Origin of the sequence: Acidithrix ferrooxidans (genome assembly GCF_000949295.1) — a bacterium.
Classification (GTDB): Bacteria; Actinomycetota; Acidimicrobiia; order Acidimicrobiales; family Acidimicrobiaceae; genus Acidithrix; species Acidithrix ferrooxidans.
This window is the reverse complement of record NZ_JXYS01000003.1, coordinates 44,865-64,243: the sequence shown is the minus strand read 5'-3', so window position 1 is coordinate 64,243 and position 19,379 is coordinate 44,865. Positions and strand designations below refer to the sequence as shown.

Sequence of the window (19,379 nt, the reverse complement as noted above, 5' to 3'; positions counted from 1 at the left end):
CCTTCTTGTGGAGTGCACGAACTCGGCATACAACGCTGTAGCGATTGTGGAGTCTTCATGACTCGCGTTGGCATTGGCGGGCTGTGCCCTCACTGCGACGAGCCTCTCGCAGTAGGCGAACTCATGGGAGAGATATAGAGATAACACTCTTAGAAACCCAGTAATAATCAAATAAGAGCCCAACCAAGGCCTAACATAGTCCTTGGTTGGGCTCTATCTATATAGGACTCTATCTGTGTAGTGCTCTATCTGTGTAGTGCTCTATCTATATCGGCGACTATCAGGACGATTGATACATCCATTCGGTTTCTCGATTGATAGCTGCTGGTGCCCTACTGTCACCAGACTCGGAGAAATCTCCGTTCCTCATGAATCAAATGACCACACATGGATCTCACGCTTTAGACCCCACACTTTAGAGAACTAATGACGATATGTCTTAGCTCTTGACCAAAGAGAACCAACAAGGATAGCGAATCGTCACCATATAGACAAAGCCCACGGGATCCAACCCTTGTCGCGAATGTTCCACGATCTCATTGATTCGCCATGTCAACTTCATGCCCAAGAGCTGATGGGGCCAATTTGTTCGATTGCAAGCAAACCTATCGTCGCTCTATCGTCGCGCAACGGGCCATTGGGGTTCACGATGGGGCCTCTTGGTTGGGTTGGGTAACTTGCGGTGCCGTCAATACTCGCTAGATCTCTAGAATCTAGAATCTATAACCTCCACCTATCCAGGAACGTAATGGGGGTTATTGAGTTGTGGACGATTGCTACGCAAACGAAAGTTGAAATGTGGAAAACGCTTCGCGTTTACGCACAATCCAACGATCTTCGCCCACGAGGCTCTTTCAACCTGTAGCTACTACCCATAAAAAAGAATAATAAAGAGATCTTTTCCAAGTCGCCCTCAACGAAATCTCAACCCTATCTAAAAATCACACTGCGCCTCGATGGAGCACTTTCATCTAATCGACAATTAACTGCTCTTGGATGCAAGTTGGAGTAGTTAATAGACCTTTGCGACCAAAGGTTACATTATTTCACCTCCTCGACAAGAAATGCCCATAGAAGGACAGAATGAAATAGCTACTGTAATAGTAAAAAAAGCGGCCTCAGATAAACGCGAGCTGTGGTGAAATGTGCAAAAGTGATGGCCACTTGTATGCATTCTTCGTGTCCACCAACTTGCAGTTCTCAATGGCCAGTAACACACTTTTTCAATGTAAATCTTGTCGACGTCAAACTAGCGTTACCTCCGGGACTATCTTTCATCGAAGTCATATCTCTTTTTCCTAGTGGTTTTCTGCTATCTATCTATTGTCCAACGACAAGCGTGGTCTTTCAGCTACTACCTCCCCCAGCCATCAGAGCCCTTGCTAAATTCGTTCAAGTATCTTATTCGACTGGCTGGTTGATGCTAAATAAGCTACCTAAGGCAATAGCTGAGCGTAATAGCTGAGCGTAATGGCTGAGCGTACCGGCTGACCGAGATGGTTTATACAAACTTGGAGAAAACGCCTGAGTAGATGAGTTCTTTTTAGGTGGTGAGAGCCATGGCGAAGGCTAACGAGGAAAGGGAACAAAACAAACCAATGTTCTAATTGGAGTATCGATTAGCAATGGTGCTCCTACTCATTGCTTCATGGAAGTAATCAAAGATACCACTGCTAAATCACCCAAAGATGTTTTTGTGAGACGTTTAGATTCTAATACCAAGCTGATAAGTGATGGTAACCCAAGTTACGGGGTATGTGCTGAAAGACCTTGGACTAGCGCATTTTAGTCACTTTATCCAAAGACGAACAAGCACATGTAACATTCAAATGGCTCAAGATCCTAAATTGGGAACTGCAAGAAATTTATCGACGGAACATACCACGGACGTGAGGAACATAAGCAACTTATGCCTCGAGGAATTCGCATACCGATTCAACCCAAGGCACTTTGAAATGTCATTGGTAGAGCGACTTCTCAATACATGTGTGTTTGCGTCTCCACATCCGCTACTCCGCGAATCTGATTCCAAAATGGCTCTTGCTTACGAAACTTGATAAGTATGATTCAAAATGGCATCTCTTTAATGTGTGGTCAAGTGATTATATGGTCAAGAGCCAATAACAGATGTGATCGCATCCTCCAAAAGAGTCCGAGCTTGACTTCCAAGGGTCTCCAACTCTGGGGTTGACATGATCTTTAGTGGGTCCAACCCCGTGATTTGAATCCCCTCGGTAACTTCTTCTAATACAACATTGCAAGGTACGTAAAGCGCGACGGAGGTGTCGATCTCTAAAGCTTGGTTTATAAGTTTTGGATTGCAGGCGCCTAAGACTTTCATAGGGGGCCTCTGGACTCCTAGTTTCTCTTTTAATGTAGCAGATATGTCGATCTCAGTGAGAACGCCGAAACCTGATTTTGAGAGGGCAATACGCACCTCGGCCTCCACTTGCTCCATGGTTCCACGGACTATCTTTTGAAGTTCGGCCATCTTTTTCTGCTTTCGTTGAAGGTTTTTTGAAGCTTGCTTTACTAAACCAATCGTAGACCTCATTTATTCGAATAAAAAGTTTCACCTCAAACGGTGGGTTTGGCCGAAGTGCGCGGTTGAAAATAGTTAATACCAGTTAGTTAGTAATATTTCGAGATCAGGAGATGCCAGGCGGAAGAATCGCTTCAATCAAAAATGGCCCAACGCTGTCAAAGGAGTGGGTGATAGCTTTTGCGAGTTCGGATACGGTTCGAACTGTTAGCGACCCTACCCCCATTGCTTGGGCGAGTTGGCTAAAACTGATGGAAGGAGGTTTGAGCTCCAACATGGCTCGCGCGCTGGGACTGGACTCTAGTGCTCCGACCTTGGCCAATTCGAGTTCAAGGATGGCGTAGCTTTGGTTATTAAATAGGACCGTTGTAACGTTTAGCTTTTCGCGGGCTTGGCTCCAAAGCGCTTGAAATGTGTAGATCGCAGAACCATCAGCCTCAAGGCAAAGTACTCGAGAATTTGGGTCTGCTACGGCTGCTCCGGTCGCCAATGGAAGGCCCTGGCCAATTGCGCCTCCGGTCAAGGTCAGCCACCTGTGGGCAGGTGCGCCTTTGGTAAAGGATGGCAGAAAGAGACCTGAGGTATTTGATTCGTCAACTACTATCGTACCTTCCCTTAACAGCGCGCCTATGGTTTGGGCTGCTTTTGTTCCCGTAAGATCCCCGTCGGGAAGTTCTGGAGTTTGATAGGCAACCTTGGCAAGTGGGGTCTTTGCCCCTAAATAGTCACACAACGCGTCTAGCTTTTCTAACAAGTTTTCATTGGGAGCTATAAAATGGTGCACCGTCGCGTTCGCTGGAGCTAGTTGACTTGGTGTATTGGGATAGGCGAAGAAGGAGACGGGCTCGTTTGCGCCGATTGTGATTACGTGACTAGCGTTAGCAAGTTGTGCGACAGCCATTTCGCCCAGATATGCTAGGCGGTCGATGGAGAGAAGGTCCCCTCCGCGTTCGAGGACCGAGGGAAAAGTCTCTGCCAATATGGAGACATTGTATAGGGAAAGAATCTTTGAAATTGACCTAAGCCCCCCAGCGCTAAGTGCTTGGCCGCCTAGCAGCAGCATTGTTTCGTTGCCACGTTCTAGGAGTGCTTTCATCTCGGTAAAGCCGATCGTCTCGATTGTCTCGACCTCTTTGTTCCAAAGTGCCCTCCCAAAGTCCATCGATTTTTCTGGCGTGAGCTCATTCCAGCTGGCATCGGCTGGAACTATGACAGTCGCGATTCCACGTTGATCCATGGTCGCAGCTTGGAGGGCTAATTGTGCGGCCGGTTCTATTTGGTTCGGCGTTTTGGGCGTGACTACAAATTTTGAAAATGACTTTGCAATTCCTTCGATGTCACTAGTCAAGGGAGCGTCATAGGCTAAGTGGGTGGTTGCGTGATCGCCAACGACGTTAATTATCGGAGTCTTTGCTCTGCGTGCATTGTGGAAGTTGGCGAGAGCATTTCCCATGCCTGGGCCAAGATGAAGAAGGGTTGACGCAGGTCTTTTGGCGATTCTCCCATATCCGTCGGCGGCCCCACTGGCTACGCCTTCAAAGAGGCATAGAACGCCTCGCATCTTGGGTACCCTATCTAAAGCGGCCACAAAGTGCATCTCAGAGGTGCCTGGATTGGTAAAGCAGACCTCGACTTTGTTAGCTACAAGGGTGTTTAGGAGTGATTCGGCACCGTTCATTTAAAGGACCTTTCCCGGGTTTAGGATCCCGTTGGGATCGAATGCGTACTTTATTCGTCGCATTAGTTCTAGTTTTGTTGGATCTTCTAGATCCAGGAAATATGGACGTTTAGCAGTTCCGATACCGTGTTCAGCGGAGATAGCGCCACCTAAGTCGAGTCCAATTCGATAAAGTTTCGACATGATTGATCCTTTGATGGCATGGTCGTTTTCAAATATCGAGAGATGGATATTGCCATCGCCTGCGTGACCAACTGCGCTAATAATCGTTCCATATTCTTGGGCTATTAGGTCTATCTGATCCATGAAGTTTGGAATTTGTGCTCTTGGCACGACGATATCTACTATATCGGTCGCGCCAAGTTCTTTTGTAACCCAGAATGCTGCTTCTCGGACCCGTAAAAGGCGCAGTGCCTGACTTTTGGACAGCTCATAGACGTCCAGAGCCCCATTTTCAATCATTTGGTTTGATATGATCAGCTGTTGTTTTTCGAGGCCCTCTGGGTCTGCTTCTTCGAGCATGCAAATTAAATAGGCACGAGCCTCATCTTGGATGGCTTTTGGCAACCCTAAGTCGAGCCCTTCCCTAGATGCCATTACCTTCAACCCCACGGCATCTACGTATTCGAGTATTGAAGGTGTGCAATTGGATCTAAGTATTTCAGGTATAGCCACTGAGATAGACGAGAGTTTGTCAAAGGGGATCAGCAATGTCACTGAGGCCTGTGGTATTGGCGTAATGGCGACTATAACCTTCGTTACGAGGGCTAACGTTCCTTCGGATCCGATTACAAGTTGTGTTAGGTCATAGCCAGATGATGATTTGACGAATTTTCCACCGCTAGAAATTACATCCCCAGTTGCAGTCACAAATTCAACACCCAGGACGTTATGACGAGTTACGCCGTATTTGACAGCTCTCATTCCGCCCGCATTCGTAGCAACGTTACCACCTATGGTCGCGGACATTTCGCCAGGATATACCGGATAGACAAAGCCCACTTCGGCGAGGGATAACTCAAGTTGTTCCAGGGTTACCCCAGCTTCGAGAGTTGCAGTGTGGTTTTGAGTATCAATCTCTAGAATCTGATTCATTTTTTCGAACGAGATTACGATACCACCCTGAATTGGGAGCGCTCCTCCGCTAAGACCACTGCCACTTCCTCGAGCTGTAACTGGGACTTTGAGGTCGTTTGCTGTCGCGATGACTTGCGCGCATTCAAGAGTTGAGGTCACATATACCAGGCATCGAGGTGGAACTGGAGTCGTTCCAAGGCTCTCATCGTGGAAATAATCTATTGAGATCGCGTCTTCAACCATTAAGCAATCGTCTCTGAGTATCTCGCGGAGTTTCGTAACTAAAGGATCAATGGATTGCAAAGAGGCCATATCGGTAAATGTAACACGTACAGAGTCGAGTTTTCGCACGGAATCGTAATTTTGACTTCCAGCTCAGATCTATCTATCTTTGATGCTTATGGTTTGTTGGTTCGCTGAGATGCCCAGGTAATTGCCAGAGTCTATAGTTACTTCGATTTGTGAGATAGCGGCATGAGATGGGACTTTTTGGGATTTTGATACGCACAAGGCTCTTGGTGGAATGCCAAGAGCCTTGTGCGATAGATCAATCTATAACTTGAGGTATTGAATTCTTCTGTAAATCTTCTTTGTCTGGGAGTTCCATCTTTAATATGCAGATGGAAGGCAACCTCGGGCAAGTCCGAGGTTTGCTAGACCGCTAAGATCTCCGGTGGAGTAGGAAGTTACACCGTTGTCATAGGGGTACATTACATTCTGGGGGGAGCTGCTATGGTCCAAACCGATAGCATGGCCGAGTTCGTGAAGCAGGAGCGACTGTTGGGTTGATGACGATAGGTTCAACCAGCTTTCGTTGTTTAGCTCTACGATGCCAGATACGTAAAGTGTTATTCCTGATGAAGTTGTCTCTGCTACGGGACCGCCAAAGCCAAGGTAGTTCGGACTCAATTGGTAGGTGGAGCCGATTTGAGCCTGTAGGTGAGCAATTGATGGCCAACTAAAGAGGATTGAGCCATAGGGTAGCGAAGAATTTGAATAAGCCGTGGTGGTTTGTAGGGGTGCAAAGCTAAGGCCAGTGGCAGCGGCTACCTGAGCTAAGGCGTCTTGGACCATTGCCGTTGCAGAAGCTTGCTCGGCAGGTGTGGTTGGTCCTGCGGTGGGATCATCGGTCATATCTATATAAGGATGAATCACTTGGCAGGGGTTCCAGCGGACAGGAACCGCCGTAGGCGAATGTGAACTGGTGCCAATCTCAAACATCGGAGCCCACGTTGGGGGCAGGGCCGGAATGTTTTCATCGTTTGGTTCGGTTTGCCATATGGAGCCAAGTGTCGGATAGACACTGTTGTTAGACGTTAGGCCAAATGAATTCCAAGTTCCCGAAGGAAGGTTAGAAGGCATGCAATTGTTCTCGGTTGCTACGGTTTTGCAGTTGATCGGTGATGGCAGGACAACGGCTGTCGGCGTCAAGCTTACATTAGCTGGAGCTGGAGCTGGAGCTGGAGCTGGAGCTGGAGCGTTCGAGGAGCTAAAGGAGAAGGCTTGGCCAGTTTGAGTAACCACCCAATAGCCAGTTCCACCACTGGTTGGTGATATTCCCATAATGGGCGAAGATGCGCCAGCATTGGCAGCAGATCCATAAAAGCCCGCGTCACCAAAGGTGAAGATTCCACCATCAGCCGCCACTAACCAATAGCCCTTACCATCTGGGGTGGCGGCCATTCCCACGATAGGTCTATTTAACTTTAACGCCCCAGCGGATCCATAAAAGCCCGCGTCACCAAAGGTGAAGATTCCACCATCAGCCGCCACTAACCAATAGCCCTTACCATCTGGGGTGGCGGCCATTCCTACGATTGGGCTATTGAGAGCGATTCCGCCCGTAGATCCATAAAAGCCTGCGTCACCAAAGGTGAAGATTCCACCATCGGCCGCTAATAACCAATATCCTTTGCCATCTGGGGTGGCCACCATGGCCACTATCTTCCTGAAGAGGTGCATTCCGCCCGTAGATCCATAAAAGCCTGCGTCACCAAAGGTGAAGATTCCACCATCAGCCGCCACTAACCAATAGCCCTTACCATCTGGCGTAGCGGCAATGCCCACGACTGGTTGATTAAGCTTGGTACCTGACATGTCTCCATATGACGTTACTGCGCCATATGAGGAGACCTGGCCTTGGGCATTGGTGATCCAATATCCGGTACCATTTGGAGCAGGGGCGATTGAAACAGCTCCACTGATTGCGCTCGGATCGAGCATCCCCATGAGAGAAGTGTGTGTAATAGTAGTTTTTGCCGGTGCATTGCTAGTTGCGAACATGCCTACCAATGAGAGTGATGCCGTGGCGACCGCCACGCTAGCGATACGGAAGTTCGGTCGCTTCACTATATTTCGTGACTTTATTACGGAGAGTGAGGTTTTGCTCATGTATTCTATATCGCAACTTCTCATCTGTTCTTTAGGATTTTGGGAATTTTATTGGAGGCAGGGGTCATTTAGTGCCTTTGAACTGGTGTTATATTGCGTTTGGGAGATGACTGATTTTGGATTGGTTATGGAAGCTATGGTTTTTCATACAACCCAATGTGGTTTTAGTCGCGTTAGACTCTGGAATCTGAATGCTTTGAGTGGTCTATGTGGTTTTGCGCGTGACTTTTTACAAAAGCGTTGATTCTGGTACAATCGACGACTTTTTCGGGTGACTTCGATCGCTTTTTACGACGAAGATCGTTGCGCCTTGTTACTAGGTTCAGCAAGTTAGTGCAATTCAAAGTCGACTATGTCTAATGAGTCGATTCTCTTTTTGAAGATTAAGATCCGATTCATTGCTACCCTATGCCATTGCAGTTGCCAGTTGGGTGATGATTTTTCCTTACGGATCATTATTCAAATAAGAAGAATAACTCAGGAGGTAAATCTATAAATTTACCTATGATATGTACGCAAGGGCCATTGGGTGTGCCAGGAGTGTGGTCGATCGTCGAGATATCGATGCCCAAAGTATCGCAAGCTTCCTAATAGATTCCCAACTTTTGAGTAGCGCTCAAATTGCGACGCTTTTTTGACCCTAGTCGTGGCTTAGTCTTACTGCGGTTGGGTGAAGTCCCTAGGTGTAAGGGCAATGGTAGGTTTTATGATTTGGAAATGAAAGCACGTGGATTCATAAGGTTTAGTGTAAATGCGGTTTGAAGATCATAACGATTATGACTATCGCAATAATTGATTCACTTAATATTTGCGAGAACGTTGCACGTTGTATAGATTGATTTTTGGCAATGAAATTGCCTAAAAATTATGGTCGTCCTCTAAGTCGCTAGGTGGCTTATATTGGGTTACGGATCGCATGGCCCCAATCTTTTGAGAAGGTTCATGCTCCTTTATGTCTCCCATGAGTGCTCACATCGAAAGAAAACGGCACCAAGGAATAACCATGTCATTGGTCGGTTGTTGTTTTATTTTATGTAAAAAGGTCACTTATGGAGGCTAAATGAGCTAGGAGGCGAAGACTAGGTGTACTGGAGAGACGGTCCCCATGGCAGGAGTTGTCACGTCTCTCATTATCAATTGGCGAGGATCGACTCTATCCAGATGGTGATGTGAAAGCGGCGATTGCTGCGGCGCATCCCCGCAGCGCAGCGTCATCTCCTAATTCTGCTTTGGCTACTTCTACCTCTAGATAACTTGGCTTTAATTCTTGAAATGATTCCTCCACTAAGTTGAAGATGAAGTCTCCAGAGAGGATTACACCCCCGCCAAGGACAAGCGACTCTATGGAAAATAGATGAACCATGTTAGCAAGTGCTACTCCGACATTGTGTGCCATCTCTTTGACAATTAGTAAGGCATTTGGCTCGCCGGCTTGAGCGGCTACCACCAGTTGTTGGTTTGTGAGGCTGAGACCGGCCTCTTTCGCGGTTCGTGCTAGCGCGGTTCCCGAAGCTAGATATTCAACCGAGCCCCGACCATTTGCTAGCGCATCGGAGGCGTCTATAAAGCTGTGACCTAGTTCAGCTATGGAATATCGCGTTCGGATCAGCTTTTTATCTACGGTTACAGCGGCTCCAATACCAGTTGAAATGGTTACATATGACATGGATTCTTTAGTCCGACCAGCTCCAAAGTGCGCCTCGCCGATGGCTGCTAGGTCAGCATCATTCACCAACAAGACCTCGCGTCCGAGCAATTTGGCAATCTTTTCACCGCTTAGCTCCGGTATGAAGTTTTGTGGCAGATTTGGGGCAAAGATGGCTTTGGACTCGCGATAGTCAACCACCCCGGGTACACCAACGACAAAGGATTTTGCCTTTTTGGTTGGATCAAGTATGTCGGCTAACTTCGTAAAGCCCTCTTGGGCGCTAGCCAATGTGGCGGTAGGTAAAACTTGGTGAGCTAGCAGTTTGCCACTGGCATCGCAAAGTCCCATTCGAAAGTGCGTACCGCCAATGTCGGCACCAAGAATTAGCTCGTCGTTACTTTGATTCAAAGTTTCCACCTAGCCCTTTTGAAGCGTTGTTCTTTTGATATTTTTGGATTATTTTCTCTGTGGTATAGATTTTAGTGAAGGTACCAGCGATACGGACTTATGAGGGTCTCTAGTGCCTCGGGTGGGCCGTATGAGCCTTGCTCGTAGGCTAGGGGTCGGGGAGGATCCGATATCAACGGCGCAGAGGCTTCCCAAAGTGTCTCGATTCCTTCGGCCTCATTGAAGAGTGCTCGGTCGCCTATCATAACATCATGAATTAGACGTTCATACGCCTCTAGTTCGTAGGCGACATTGAAGTTGTCAAGAAAATTGAAGTTCAATGATGCGCTAGCGAGCGTTAATGACGGTCCAGGTTTTTTTGTCATAAAGTTGATTTCAATTGATCCAGGGTCGGCCATGTCGATAACGAGCTCATTTGGACTGCTGTGCTCGTTTGAAAGGCCTGATGTGTGGAATCTATTCAAATCTGGTACTTTGAATCCAAGAGTCAAGAGCCATCTTCCTGTTGCCATTGCCTTGCCAGTTCGCAAGTAAAAGGGTACTCCAGCCCAGCGGTCATTGTCTATCCATATTCGACAGGCAACAAAGGTCTCAACGCATGAATTTGGAGCTACGCCAGGTTGGTCAAGGTATCCGGCGTATTGGCCATAGATGACGTCATCTTTAGTAATCGGTCTCATGGCTTTAAAGAGGCTAGTTTTGGCTTTGTTTAGCGATATCCCATCTAAGCGCTCAGGCGGATCCATTGCCAGAAAACCTAAGACTTGGAAGAGGTGGGTTACCACCATGTCTCGGAACGCCCCAGTCTTTTCGTAGAAGGCGCCTCGGCCTTCGATCGTGAGAGTTTCTGGGATGTCTATTTGGACGTAGTCGATTGAGTCATGGTTCCAGGATGGCTCGAAAATCCCGTTCGCGAATCGAAGTGCCAGAATGTTTTGGACGGCCTCTTTCCCTAAGAAGTGGTCTATCCGGTAGACCGACTCCTCGTCGAATGATCGATGTATGGCCGAGTTGAGCTCCTTCGCGGTTGCGAGGTCTGATCCAAATGGCTTTTCTATCACCAATTGAGCTTCTTTGGCGATCCCACTCGCTCCTAGTGCATCGATAACCGGAATGAAGGCAGGGGGAGGTATCGCTAGATAAAGAATGGTTTTAGCGCCCTCGCTCAGCGCTGCCTTGTTGGCGTGAATGGCCTCTTGCAACTTGGAGAAGTCAGTGGTGTCAGCTGGGATATAAGAGATTTTTTTGGAGAAAATAGAGAAGGACTCCTCCTCGATCTCTTTTCTTCCAAAGTTGGCGAGTGATTCATGGACGTGAGTTTGAAATAATTGGGTTTCCATTTTGATCTCGGTCGGTGAGGTTCCGATAATTCGAAAGTCCTTGGGCATCAAACCCGCCAAGTACAGGTGGTAGAGGCCCGGTATGAGTTTGCGTTTAGCTAGATCCCCCATAGCCCCGAAGAGCACAAATAGAGCATCCGTGGTAGGTACTGTTTGGTCTGACACTTGGTCTTGTGGTTTCATCTTCTTTGCCCAATCGATCGAGGGGTTGAATGAAAATTTTGAAGCGTTATTGCAGCTTTTCAAATGCGGTTTTTGGCTCTTCGTCCTTGGTAGGTCGCTTCACATCTTCAATTTGAATGGTAGTTCATCTAAAAGGCTTGCAAGAACAAAGTCAGCACCAGCGGCTTTTAGGGTGTCTACATCATATTTATGGCTGGCAACCGCAATGCACTCGATTCCGGCTTCGTGTGCAGCGATTATATCATTTGGAGTATCGCCTATTGCGATGAATTCATCATGGGTTATCGATCCTCCGTATATGACATTGGCACGGCGCATGGCTAATATTGTCAATTCGGTTCGACTTGGGGAATCAGAGCCATATCCACCAAAGGAGAAGAATCGATTGAGCGAGGCTCTGTGGAGTTTTATGTGTGCGGCGGCTTCGAGGTTGCCAGTAACCAGGCCAAGTAGATACCCTTGTGCTATGAGTTTTGGCAGGAGATCTTCGACACCAGGAAGGACGTGATAGCCTTTGGAATCTTGAACGCTCTCGGTCAGATAGTGCATTCTTCGTTCTAAGAGTCGTGAAAATTCGGCCTTTGTTGGAGCTCGACCAATGACTGCTTCAAAGGTGCGACGAGCTACCTCTGGGTCGGTCATTCCAATGTCGCTATATCGATCGATTTGTGCGTCTATGTTATAGATTTCTTTGAACGCCATAGACCAAGAGGTAGAACCGGCACCATCTGTCACAATTAAAGTTCCATCGATATCGAATAAAATGGCTACTTTATCGCTTGTCATCGTCCTGCTTTCCGAGTTGGATAGACCAAGCCAAGTCCCTATTTGACCGGTAACTATTGAGCCGACTTTTCATTGTGGCCACCAAATCCCTTTCGCATCGCTGAAAGGATTTGATTTCCAAATCGATCTAGGTCTCGTGATGCAAATCGAGAGTAGAGCGCTGATGTTAGGACTGGAGCAGGAACTCCTTCTTCCACTGCTGCGAGAGCGGTCCAGCGACCTTCGCCGGAGTCTGATACCTTTCCGGAGAATTCACTGAGATCTGGCGATTCAGCCAGAGCTAAGGCGGTTAGATCCAAAAGCCAAGAGGCAATTACGCTGCCGCGACGCCATACTTCTGCGACGTCCGCTATGTTGATGTCAAATTGGTAATATTCTGGGTGATCCAATGGAGCTGTCTCAGCGTCGGCATCTCGCTGATGTTTTCCTATATTTGCATTTTTTAGAATGTTGAATCCCTCAGCATAGGCAGCCATAGCCCCGTATTCAATGCCGTTATGAACCATTTTTACGAAGTGGCCAGCTCCGTTTGGGCCGCAGTGGAGATATCCTTTTTCTGCTGCTGAGATCTCGCCGACTCGGGTAGCGCTTCTGGGAGCTGCATCATAGCCAGGTGCTATTGTTTCAAAGATTGGATTGAGGTGGTTTACTGTTTCTACCTCTCCTCCGATCATCAGGCAGTAGCCTCTCTCTAGGCCCCAGACGCCTCCTGATGTGCCTACGTCTACATAATGGATGCCCAATTCGAAGAGGCGATGAGCGCGATCGATATCGTCGCGATAGTAGGAGTTTCCTCCATCGATGATGATGTCGTCTTTTGTCATATGACTAGCCAACTCTTCGACAGTATCATGTGTAATCGAACCGGCAGGTACCATTATCCAAGCTGCTCTTGGTGTGGATAATTTAGATACGAAGTCAGCGATTGAATCTGCTCCGATCGCTCCCTCTTTGACTAGCTCATTTACCGCATCTGGATTGACGTCGTAAACGACAGCCTCATGTCCGTCGCGCATTAAGCGTCGAACCAGGTTTGCACCCATTCTGCCTAGTCCAACCATTCCAAGTTGCATAGTAATAATGCCTTTCGTTTAGCTGCTGATGAGTACCAAAATTAATTGTAGGTTCGGTACTCTAATTAGAAGTTTGGGAGTAGTGCGATGAGATAAGCCGCCTTAGTAGACGTTGACTTTACCCCAACTCTGTCATTTTCAAAGATGCGATGTGTCGTCTTTGTTACCTCATTGTTTTTGCGTACGACTCCTTTAGATGTAAGCCTATAGCGAATATGGGTTTTTTTTCCTAAATTTCGAGTCGAAGTGGTTCTCCGATAAAAACTATGGCTTGACCGAGGAGGATTTATCCCTAGATGTCTTATTAATTTGGTGATGGTCGCGGCCGGCGACAACTATTTATCGTATTAGATCGCTCATCAAGCGATGTGTTATGAGAGATAGACCTGATGAGCTTTGCTAATTGAACCTGTGATTCCAACGCATAAGAAATGAATCCTAAGATGCCGTGGATGGGTGAGTCTTTCGATGTTTATCGAAGTTGAAACGGTTGCAATTCGTGGATGGAATTAAAGGATAGGTTAACTCTTTTATAATCGGGTAACCTTTATCGGCCATTTTTTGTTTTAGGCGACCAGTGATATGAGCCAGGGTGAGATCTTATTTAGAGGCCGATTCAATCTATCCTTTGCTCTACTCTTCATCACTAAAGGAGATGGCGCGATAGATATGGCGCGATAGGACCGGAGTAAGTTGCTGTCTTCGAGGATGAAGCTAGATGGTAGCGCGCCTAGGTAGAACGGATCAAAAAATCGATGAGAGCCAAGATGATAGACCGGCCCCTAAAAGAGGAAGTGAGAGACCCTGTTAATCGCACCTTTCGGCGAAGCAAAGTAAAGTAAGGATGAATGAAAATGGCGTAAAGCTTGTTTTGCAAATCTGGCCATAGCCTATAGGCAAAGTACCACTGATTTTTGGAAAGCTTTGAACTCCTATCTTTCCAAAGCGGCTATGGATGAATTTTCGCTAGGGTGAACTGCGCTTGGCTAGCCCTAAGCAGCGGCACTAGGTGATCTAACTAGATGAGTAAAGTTGTCATCTAGGGTGGCTAAGTTCCACTCTTTTAGGAGCAAGTTATTAGAAGGTCAAAGTCGTTTTGGGATTTTGGTGTAACTCAAAAACAGTGACCTTGGTCGGGAAGGCGGGATTTGAACCCGCGGCCTCAGCGTCCCGAACGCTGCGCGCTGCCAAGCTGCGCTACTTCCCGCCCGATCCACTACGGTTTGTTTCCGTCGTGAACAGATCTTTATTCTAAGGCAAATTAGCTAGCCTACGGTCGAAGTTCGATTGCTTATTTAGGTCTGATAGCCTCCTAGGTTGGACCTTCAGATCTAAATCAAAGCTGGAAGATCGCTCTAGTGTGTGATAGATATTGGTTTGTAGCTCTCGTCTTGGTATCCCTTGCCACTTAGAACAGCCTTAGCAGCATTTGTTAGTTTGATAGAGTCAAGTGGCTTGACGAGGAATCCCTCGGCTTTGGATCTTCGCGCTAGAAATACATCAGGACGGCGATCTATCAAAATAAGTACTGGAATGTGGGGAAGTCGACCACCTGACTCTTCTAAATGGAGTTCAAGGCACGTCGCCATCGCGCCCATGTTGGTTACTTGGAAGTCCAAAACGGCAAGGTCTGGTGCTGACTTATGACACGCCTCCAAGAATTCTTGCGAACTTGGGAAGGTGGTGATGTCTGAGGTGATGAATTCTAAAGCGGATACGACTTCGGTTAAAACTTGATTCGCGTCGCTCACTACGTAGATGTGGGCCATAGATAAAGATCCTAGCCGGAGATGTAGGTTGATGCAAAAGTGTGCTTGGATATAGAGGGTTTTTTGGCATCATATTAGATAGCGGGCCATTTGAGCAAGGTCTTCTAAGTTGGCAATATCTCGATTCAGCGTGGGGATTCTTATGATTCTCTCGGAGTCGAGTGCTGCAGAGATCTTTTGAATTTCCCGGTTCTCAAACTCCTTTAAAACCTTCATCTTTGAAAGATTGTCCTGAAGTTTGGCGAGATCATCCTTTGAAAGGCCTTCATTTTGATCAATGGGTTCACCTGGAATCGAAAAGTCGGGGGTCTCCCTATTTGAAATCAATCCAGAGAGACTAAATCCAAAACCAGTCAACTTTTCCCCGAATGTCATGCTTTCACTGATGGTGTCGCCTCGGGGGGCGGTAACTAGAACGAATGCTGTGGTTTGCTCATGAAGAAGTGACTGGACCGCCTCAGCCCGCGATCTAAAGCCGTCTTCCATGCCCTCGAAATCCTGAAAGAACGCAACGGCCTCATCGACAATCTCTGACCCAACGACACGCGATATGGTCCGTAGCACTGCCTTAGTGGCAAATGTGAGGGGTCGAAGAATTGCTGGGCCCGGTGTCATGATGAGCCGAAAGACCCGATTGTCGAGAAATGACATTAACCTGCGCGGAGCATCTAGAAAATCCAGGGCGTTATAGCTAGGGGGAGTGTCGACGATTAGGAGTTTGAATCTTGAGTCGTTGTGTAGTTCGAATAACTTCTCCATTGCCATGTACTCTTGGATTCCAGAGAGGTTTTTGGTTAGATTTTGGTAGACGCGATTCGACAGGATTTTGCCAGCTTGTTCTTTTGTCTTTGCGTACTTGACTATCAATTCGTCAAAGGTTGCATCTGCGTCTAGCATTACCGCGAAGAGTCTTCCTGGTGAACTGGTTCCGATCTCAACTGGATCGTTTCCTATCGTCTCGATACCCAGGGCATCAGCAAGACGTCTGGCGGGGTCTATCGTTACAACACATGTGTCAATACCTGAAAGAGCTGACCCAATGGCTAATGCTGCAGAGTTTGACGTTTTACCTACACCGCCCGGCCCAGTCATTATGATGACAGTCTTTTCCCGAATCAGGCTGCTTAGTTTTGAGGTGTTGATGGCGATTGCATTTTTGTTCGCGTCCAAGATGACCTTCTATCTGACTGATGGCGAATTGAGCAAGCGAGCGAGCTCAACGATATGTTGAATCCGAATTTGTGTTGTGAACAAAAATGGCAACTGAATCGTATCGGTTTCATTTAGGGAGCGACCGAGTAATTCTAGATTGCGGACTTGCATGGCTGAACGCGATGCAATGTATTGATAGGCTGCAGCGATCGATGTAGACCTTGCGGAGGCCTCGAGCGTGGCCTTGGCTTCATCACTCAAGGAAGGAGGATTGATGACTTGATTTATAATTACCGGCCCAAGGTTTATCACCGAAAGGTCTCGCAGTCGTGAGATCGTCTCTATCGTCTCTAGAACCGGCGTCTCTTCGGCAAGGCTTACCATTATGAGTCGAGATCGACTTGGATCTTTAAGAAGTTCCTCTACCTCCTGGGATTGTGTCTTGAGTAATCCTACATTTGCGATATCACTGAGCCCCTTTGGGCTAGATAAAAAGGTCAAGAGGTGACCTGATGCTGGTGCATCTAGGACAATCGTGTCATATTCGCCCGAGCGTTCCATCTGTTTTAGCTTGGCCAGAATTAGTAGCTCTCTGATTCCAGGAACGGCTGTGGCTATTACTGATACAACTCCGCTTGAAATCAGCCTTCGTCCCATAGAGGCCATTCCATGGTCCTCTAGATACTCAATAAGTATCTCTTCAGGCCTTAGCTTTAGGATATCAAGGCGTAGATCATCGTTGAATGGCTCTGATTTTGATTGAAGAGCAACACTTAGCTCGGCTGTAATTGGGCTTTCGCCCAGACATACAAGAACTGTTTTTCGTTTGGCGAAAGCTGCGGCACTGGCGATCGTGGCAGCAAGTGTTGATTTGCCCACGCCGCCTTTACCCGCGACAATTAAGACCTTGGTCTTTTGGATCGTCTCGATCACTCTACTTCTCCATAATGGCCAAAGGGCGCGCCAGGGACCCCCACAATGCCGCTTTTAGGGCTATACCCAAATCTTGATAATTACTTAAGTAGCTTTTCTACGGTGGCAACTGGCGCCATCGAACAAATAGAACCCGGTTGGTTTTTATCAATCTTACAGATGCTTGCAATTATAAGGTTGGCCGATGGCAGAATGGCCTGATTGGTTACCGTTCCTGTAATGGTAAGGCTGCCAGCTATTGAGGCTCTCGAAAGACCGGCAAGAATTGCAGGCGAGTAGGCTGGTCCGCCCTCGATCAGCTGATTGCCATAGTCGATAAATGGGATACCAGTCGCAGTCGCAGTGTAAGGAGGTTTGTCGTATGTATTGAAGATATTATTTTGCGCTGTTGTTGGAGTTTGAAGTGTGGTGTAGCTTCCGTTGGATGGAATATTAGTTTGCATCTCGACGCTCTGGAAGTTGATATAGGGGCTTGAGTACGACGATCCATAGAAGCTGAAGGTTTGAGTGTTGGGATAGACGTCAGTGCTTGACGAGGACGTCGTATGCAGATTCTTGAAGGTTCCAAATTTTGATAGAGCAATTATGAGGGGCCAGCGTTGCGCTGCACAATAGGGGCAGTAGTCGGCGCCCATGTAAAGCACTACTGGTTTTGAATTACTGGTGAGTAGCGCGGTGTTCTTTACAGCATATGGAAGTGGAATTGAACTAGTGGGCACGGTTGCTGCTGCAAGTGCAGAGTTCGGCACCTTCGTTACAGCTGAAACAACTGCAGCTGGCGCAAGCGAGTTTGTCGCGGTCGCCGATGATGAACTTTTGTTTAGCTTGATTAAAATAAAGGTCGCAATGACTGCAACGATTACAACTAGGGCGGTAGCCGAATAGACCATACCCTTTTGTGATCCACTATTTTTCGCGGCGGTCACTTGACGTGAGGACTTCGTTGACTTTTTAGCTTTTTGTGCCATAAATTTTTTCAAGCTCCTTGTAGTAGCACGATAGCGCCGTCAATAACTCGCCCAGTGGCTTTGACTCTTGCCATTTAACCTAGTACCCTTTGGGTTTTTAAGAGATAATTCGAGGCATTTATCCACTTCAAATTGGTTGTCAATCAGAAAATCAAATGAAGTATTAGCGTTTTTTCAGCGCTGTTGGGCCGACGCTGCTCTATTGGAATTGGCGATTCGATCTAAAACTTCACCTGGGGGATTTCCTTTGATTTTTAGTGCATGGCAGTTGATGAGTGCCGGGTCGCTTCAGGACCGCTTCTGTTTAGGGCGCACCCTATCTCGCTGGCTATTAGGTTCACATTGTTTGAAATGTGAAGCTCAGGGTTACTTAAAATTTTAAAACCATTAAAAAACATCGTTATCAAGGTTGTAGCATGTGTCGATATCGGTTTTGAGAGACCCAGATTCTCATGGCCGATTTTTGCTTTAGGGTCTGGTTGTGGTTCGCTATCCATAGCAAGGGAGGTGAGTAGAGGTGGTGTTGGATTTGACGCGACAGAGTGTTAAGTCACAATCGATATTTCTGGATGGTTCCAAAGTTTCATTCTTGGACGTAGGAACAGGAGGAAATGTCTTAATGGTTCCAGGATGGTCTCTCTCTCCCCGGATCTATTGCGATAGCGTCTTAGAACTTGCTCGCCAAGGGTATCGGGTGGTTGTACCTGAGATCTACGGCGGCAGTTCAAAGATAAACCTCGACAACGGTCTTAGCTCCTTGAGTAATTTTGTTGCAAGGTTTGGCGAATTTGTTTTTGGCGGAGAGACCTTTAGTTTGATTGGTCACTCACTTGGTGGCGGCATCTCTACTTCTTTGGCCGCTAACCACCCTTTGCTTGTATCGAGACTGGTATTAATAAGTTCAGTTGGTCATCCCGACTGGATAGATCGCAAGGGTTTGAGCTCAACTCTTGGCAACCGTTCAATTAACGATTGGGCCGGAGCTTTTTTGGTAGATTTACGACGAACCAAGGAGCGTTCCTACCTGCCTCAGGTCATCGTAGAGGCGGTTGGTGAATTTGCTAAGAATCCCGCAAGAGTCGTAAAGTGTGCACTGATTGCAAAGGCAGTTGACCTAAGGGCTGAGATGGCCCAAATAAAGAGTCGCCAACTCCCTGTCCTTTGCATTTGGACCAAAGACGATGTTGTTATTCCACGTGAGAGTTTTTTGGGCTTGGTCGACGCTATTGGGGCCAGTTCTGTCGAACTTGATGGAACACATAGCTGGGCTTTCGAGGCGCCCATGCAATTTTCGGGGCTGATTAGTGGCTTTTTAGCGGATTAGAAGATAACTCTCAGCCTAACGGACCCATAGTTCAACCGCCCCTTAACTCGTTGCGAGAACTGTTCAATATTGCAATTTGACCTTTTGAGCTCCCTACTGTGATTTGA

At 47.3% G+C, this 19,379-nt stretch carries 13 protein-coding genes, 1 tRNA gene and 1 pseudogene; 2 read left to right on the top strand and 13 right to left on the bottom strand.

The genetic code is table 11. The features are described from left to right. Positions 1–1,218: 1,218 nt before the first annotated feature. Positions 1,219–2,057, top strand: a pseudogene (locus AXFE_RS18900) (IS1595 family transposase); the annotation flags it as partial. A gap of 53 nt (positions 2,058–2,110) precedes the next feature. Here the strand turns inward: AXFE_RS18900 and AXFE_RS01090 are convergent. The 13 genes from AXFE_RS01090 to AXFE_RS01025 form a co-directional block, all read right to left on the bottom strand. Then, positions 2,111–2,491, bottom strand: a complete 381-nt coding sequence (locus AXFE_RS01090) for a DUF302 domain-containing protein (RefSeq protein WP_160291680.1) — start codon at positions 2,489–2,491, stop codon at positions 2,111–2,113. Positions 2,492–2,648: 157 nt separating this feature from the next. Beyond that, positions 2,649–4,220, bottom strand: coding sequence for an acetolactate synthase large subunit (locus AXFE_RS01085; RefSeq protein ID WP_052604051.1), 1,572 nt, complete (start codon positions 4,218–4,220; stop codon positions 2,649–2,651). Continuing rightward, complete coding sequence (locus AXFE_RS01080; RefSeq protein WP_235347497.1) at positions 4,221–5,648, bottom strand: FAD-binding oxidoreductase; 1,428 nt, start codon at positions 5,646–5,648, stop codon at positions 4,221–4,223. It lies immediately after the preceding gene. Positions 5,649–5,906: 258 nt separating this feature from the next. After that, complete coding sequence (locus AXFE_RS01075) at positions 5,907–7,688, bottom strand: matrixin family metalloprotease (protein WP_160291679.1); 1,782 nt, start codon at positions 7,686–7,688, stop codon at positions 5,907–5,909. 1,153 nt (positions 7,689–8,841) lie between these two features. Beyond that, entirely contained in the window at positions 8,842–9,744 is a 903-nt protein-coding gene (locus AXFE_RS01065) for an ROK family protein (protein ID WP_052604048.1), read from the bottom strand. 71 nt (positions 9,745–9,815) lie between these two features. Further along, complete coding sequence (zwf, locus tag AXFE_RS01060; RefSeq protein ID WP_052604056.1) at positions 9,816–11,267, bottom strand: glucose-6-phosphate dehydrogenase; 1,452 nt, start codon at positions 11,265–11,267, stop codon at positions 9,816–9,818. 99 nt (positions 11,268–11,366) lie between these two features. Further along, positions 11,367–12,053 (bottom strand): HAD family hydrolase, encoded by a 687-nt coding sequence (locus AXFE_RS01055; protein ID WP_052604047.1) that lies wholly within the window; start codon positions 12,051–12,053, stop codon positions 11,367–11,369. Positions 12,054–12,106: 53 nt separating this feature from the next. Next, on the bottom strand, positions 12,107–13,126 hold the full coding sequence (gene gnd / locus AXFE_RS01050) for a phosphogluconate dehydrogenase (NAD(+)-dependent, decarboxylating) (RefSeq protein ID WP_052604046.1): 1,020 nt from the start codon (positions 13,124–13,126) through the stop codon (positions 12,107–12,109). Between the two features lie 1,130 nt (positions 13,127–14,256). Continuing rightward, positions 14,257–14,333 (bottom strand) — tRNA-Pro (locus tag AXFE_RS01045). Between the two features lie 148 nt (positions 14,334–14,481). Next, the gene (locus tag AXFE_RS01040; RefSeq protein ID WP_052604045.1) at positions 14,482–14,895 is read right to left on the bottom strand and encodes a response regulator; all 414 of its coding nucleotides are present in this window, start codon (positions 14,893–14,895) and stop codon (positions 14,482–14,484) included. A gap of 69 nt (positions 14,896–14,964) precedes the next feature. Then, the gene (locus AXFE_RS01035) at positions 14,965–16,065 is read right to left on the bottom strand and encodes an ArsA family ATPase (RefSeq protein ID WP_052604044.1); all 1,101 of its coding nucleotides are present in this window, start codon (positions 16,063–16,065) and stop codon (positions 14,965–14,967) included. A 9-nt stretch (positions 16,066–16,074) separates the two neighbouring features. Continuing rightward, complete coding sequence (locus tag AXFE_RS01030) at positions 16,075–16,980, bottom strand: ArsA family ATPase (RefSeq protein WP_052604043.1); 906 nt, start codon at positions 16,978–16,980, stop codon at positions 16,075–16,077. Positions 16,981–17,060: 80 nt separating this feature from the next. After that, positions 17,061–17,948 (bottom strand): DUF929 family protein, encoded by an 888-nt coding sequence (locus AXFE_RS01025; protein WP_052604042.1) that lies wholly within the window; start codon positions 17,946–17,948, stop codon positions 17,061–17,063. A gap of 520 nt (positions 17,949–18,468) precedes the next feature. Between AXFE_RS01025 and AXFE_RS01020 the strand changes: the two genes are divergently transcribed. Further along, the gene (locus tag AXFE_RS01020) at positions 18,469–19,272 is read left to right on the top strand and encodes an alpha/beta fold hydrolase (protein ID WP_052604041.1); all 804 of its coding nucleotides are present in this window, start codon (positions 18,469–18,471) and stop codon (positions 19,270–19,272) included. Positions 19,273–19,379: the final 107 nt, after the last annotated feature.

Excerpts from the sequence above, each read along its gene's own strand:
- AXFE_RS01090 (WP_160291680.1), bottom strand. The coding sequence starts at position 2,491 with ATGGCCGAACTTCAAAAGATAGTCCGTGGAACCATGGAGCAAGTGGAG.
- AXFE_RS01085 (WP_052604051.1), bottom strand. The coding sequence starts at position 4,220 with ATGAACGGTGCCGAATCACTCCTAAACACCCTTGTAGCTAACAAAGTC.
- AXFE_RS01075 (WP_160291679.1), bottom strand. The coding sequence starts at position 7,688 with ATGAGCAAAACCTCACTCTCCGTAATAAAGTCACGAAATATAGTGAAG.
- zwf (WP_052604056.1), bottom strand. The coding sequence starts at position 11,267 with ATGAAACCACAAGACCAAGTGTCAGACCAAACAGTACCTACCACGGAT.
- AXFE_RS01055 (WP_052604047.1), bottom strand. The coding sequence starts at position 12,053 with ATGACAAGCGATAAAGTAGCCATTTTATTCGATATCGATGGAACTTTA.
- gnd (WP_052604046.1), bottom strand. The coding sequence starts at position 13,126 with ATGCAACTTGGAATGGTTGGACTAGGCAGAATGGGTGCAAACCTGGTT.
- AXFE_RS01040 (WP_052604045.1), bottom strand. The coding sequence starts at position 14,895 with ATGGCCCACATCTACGTAGTGAGCGACGCGAATCAAGTTTTAACCGAA.
- AXFE_RS01025 (WP_052604042.1), bottom strand. The coding sequence starts at position 17,948 with ATGGCACAAAAAGCTAAAAAGTCAACGAAGTCCTCACGTCAAGTGACC.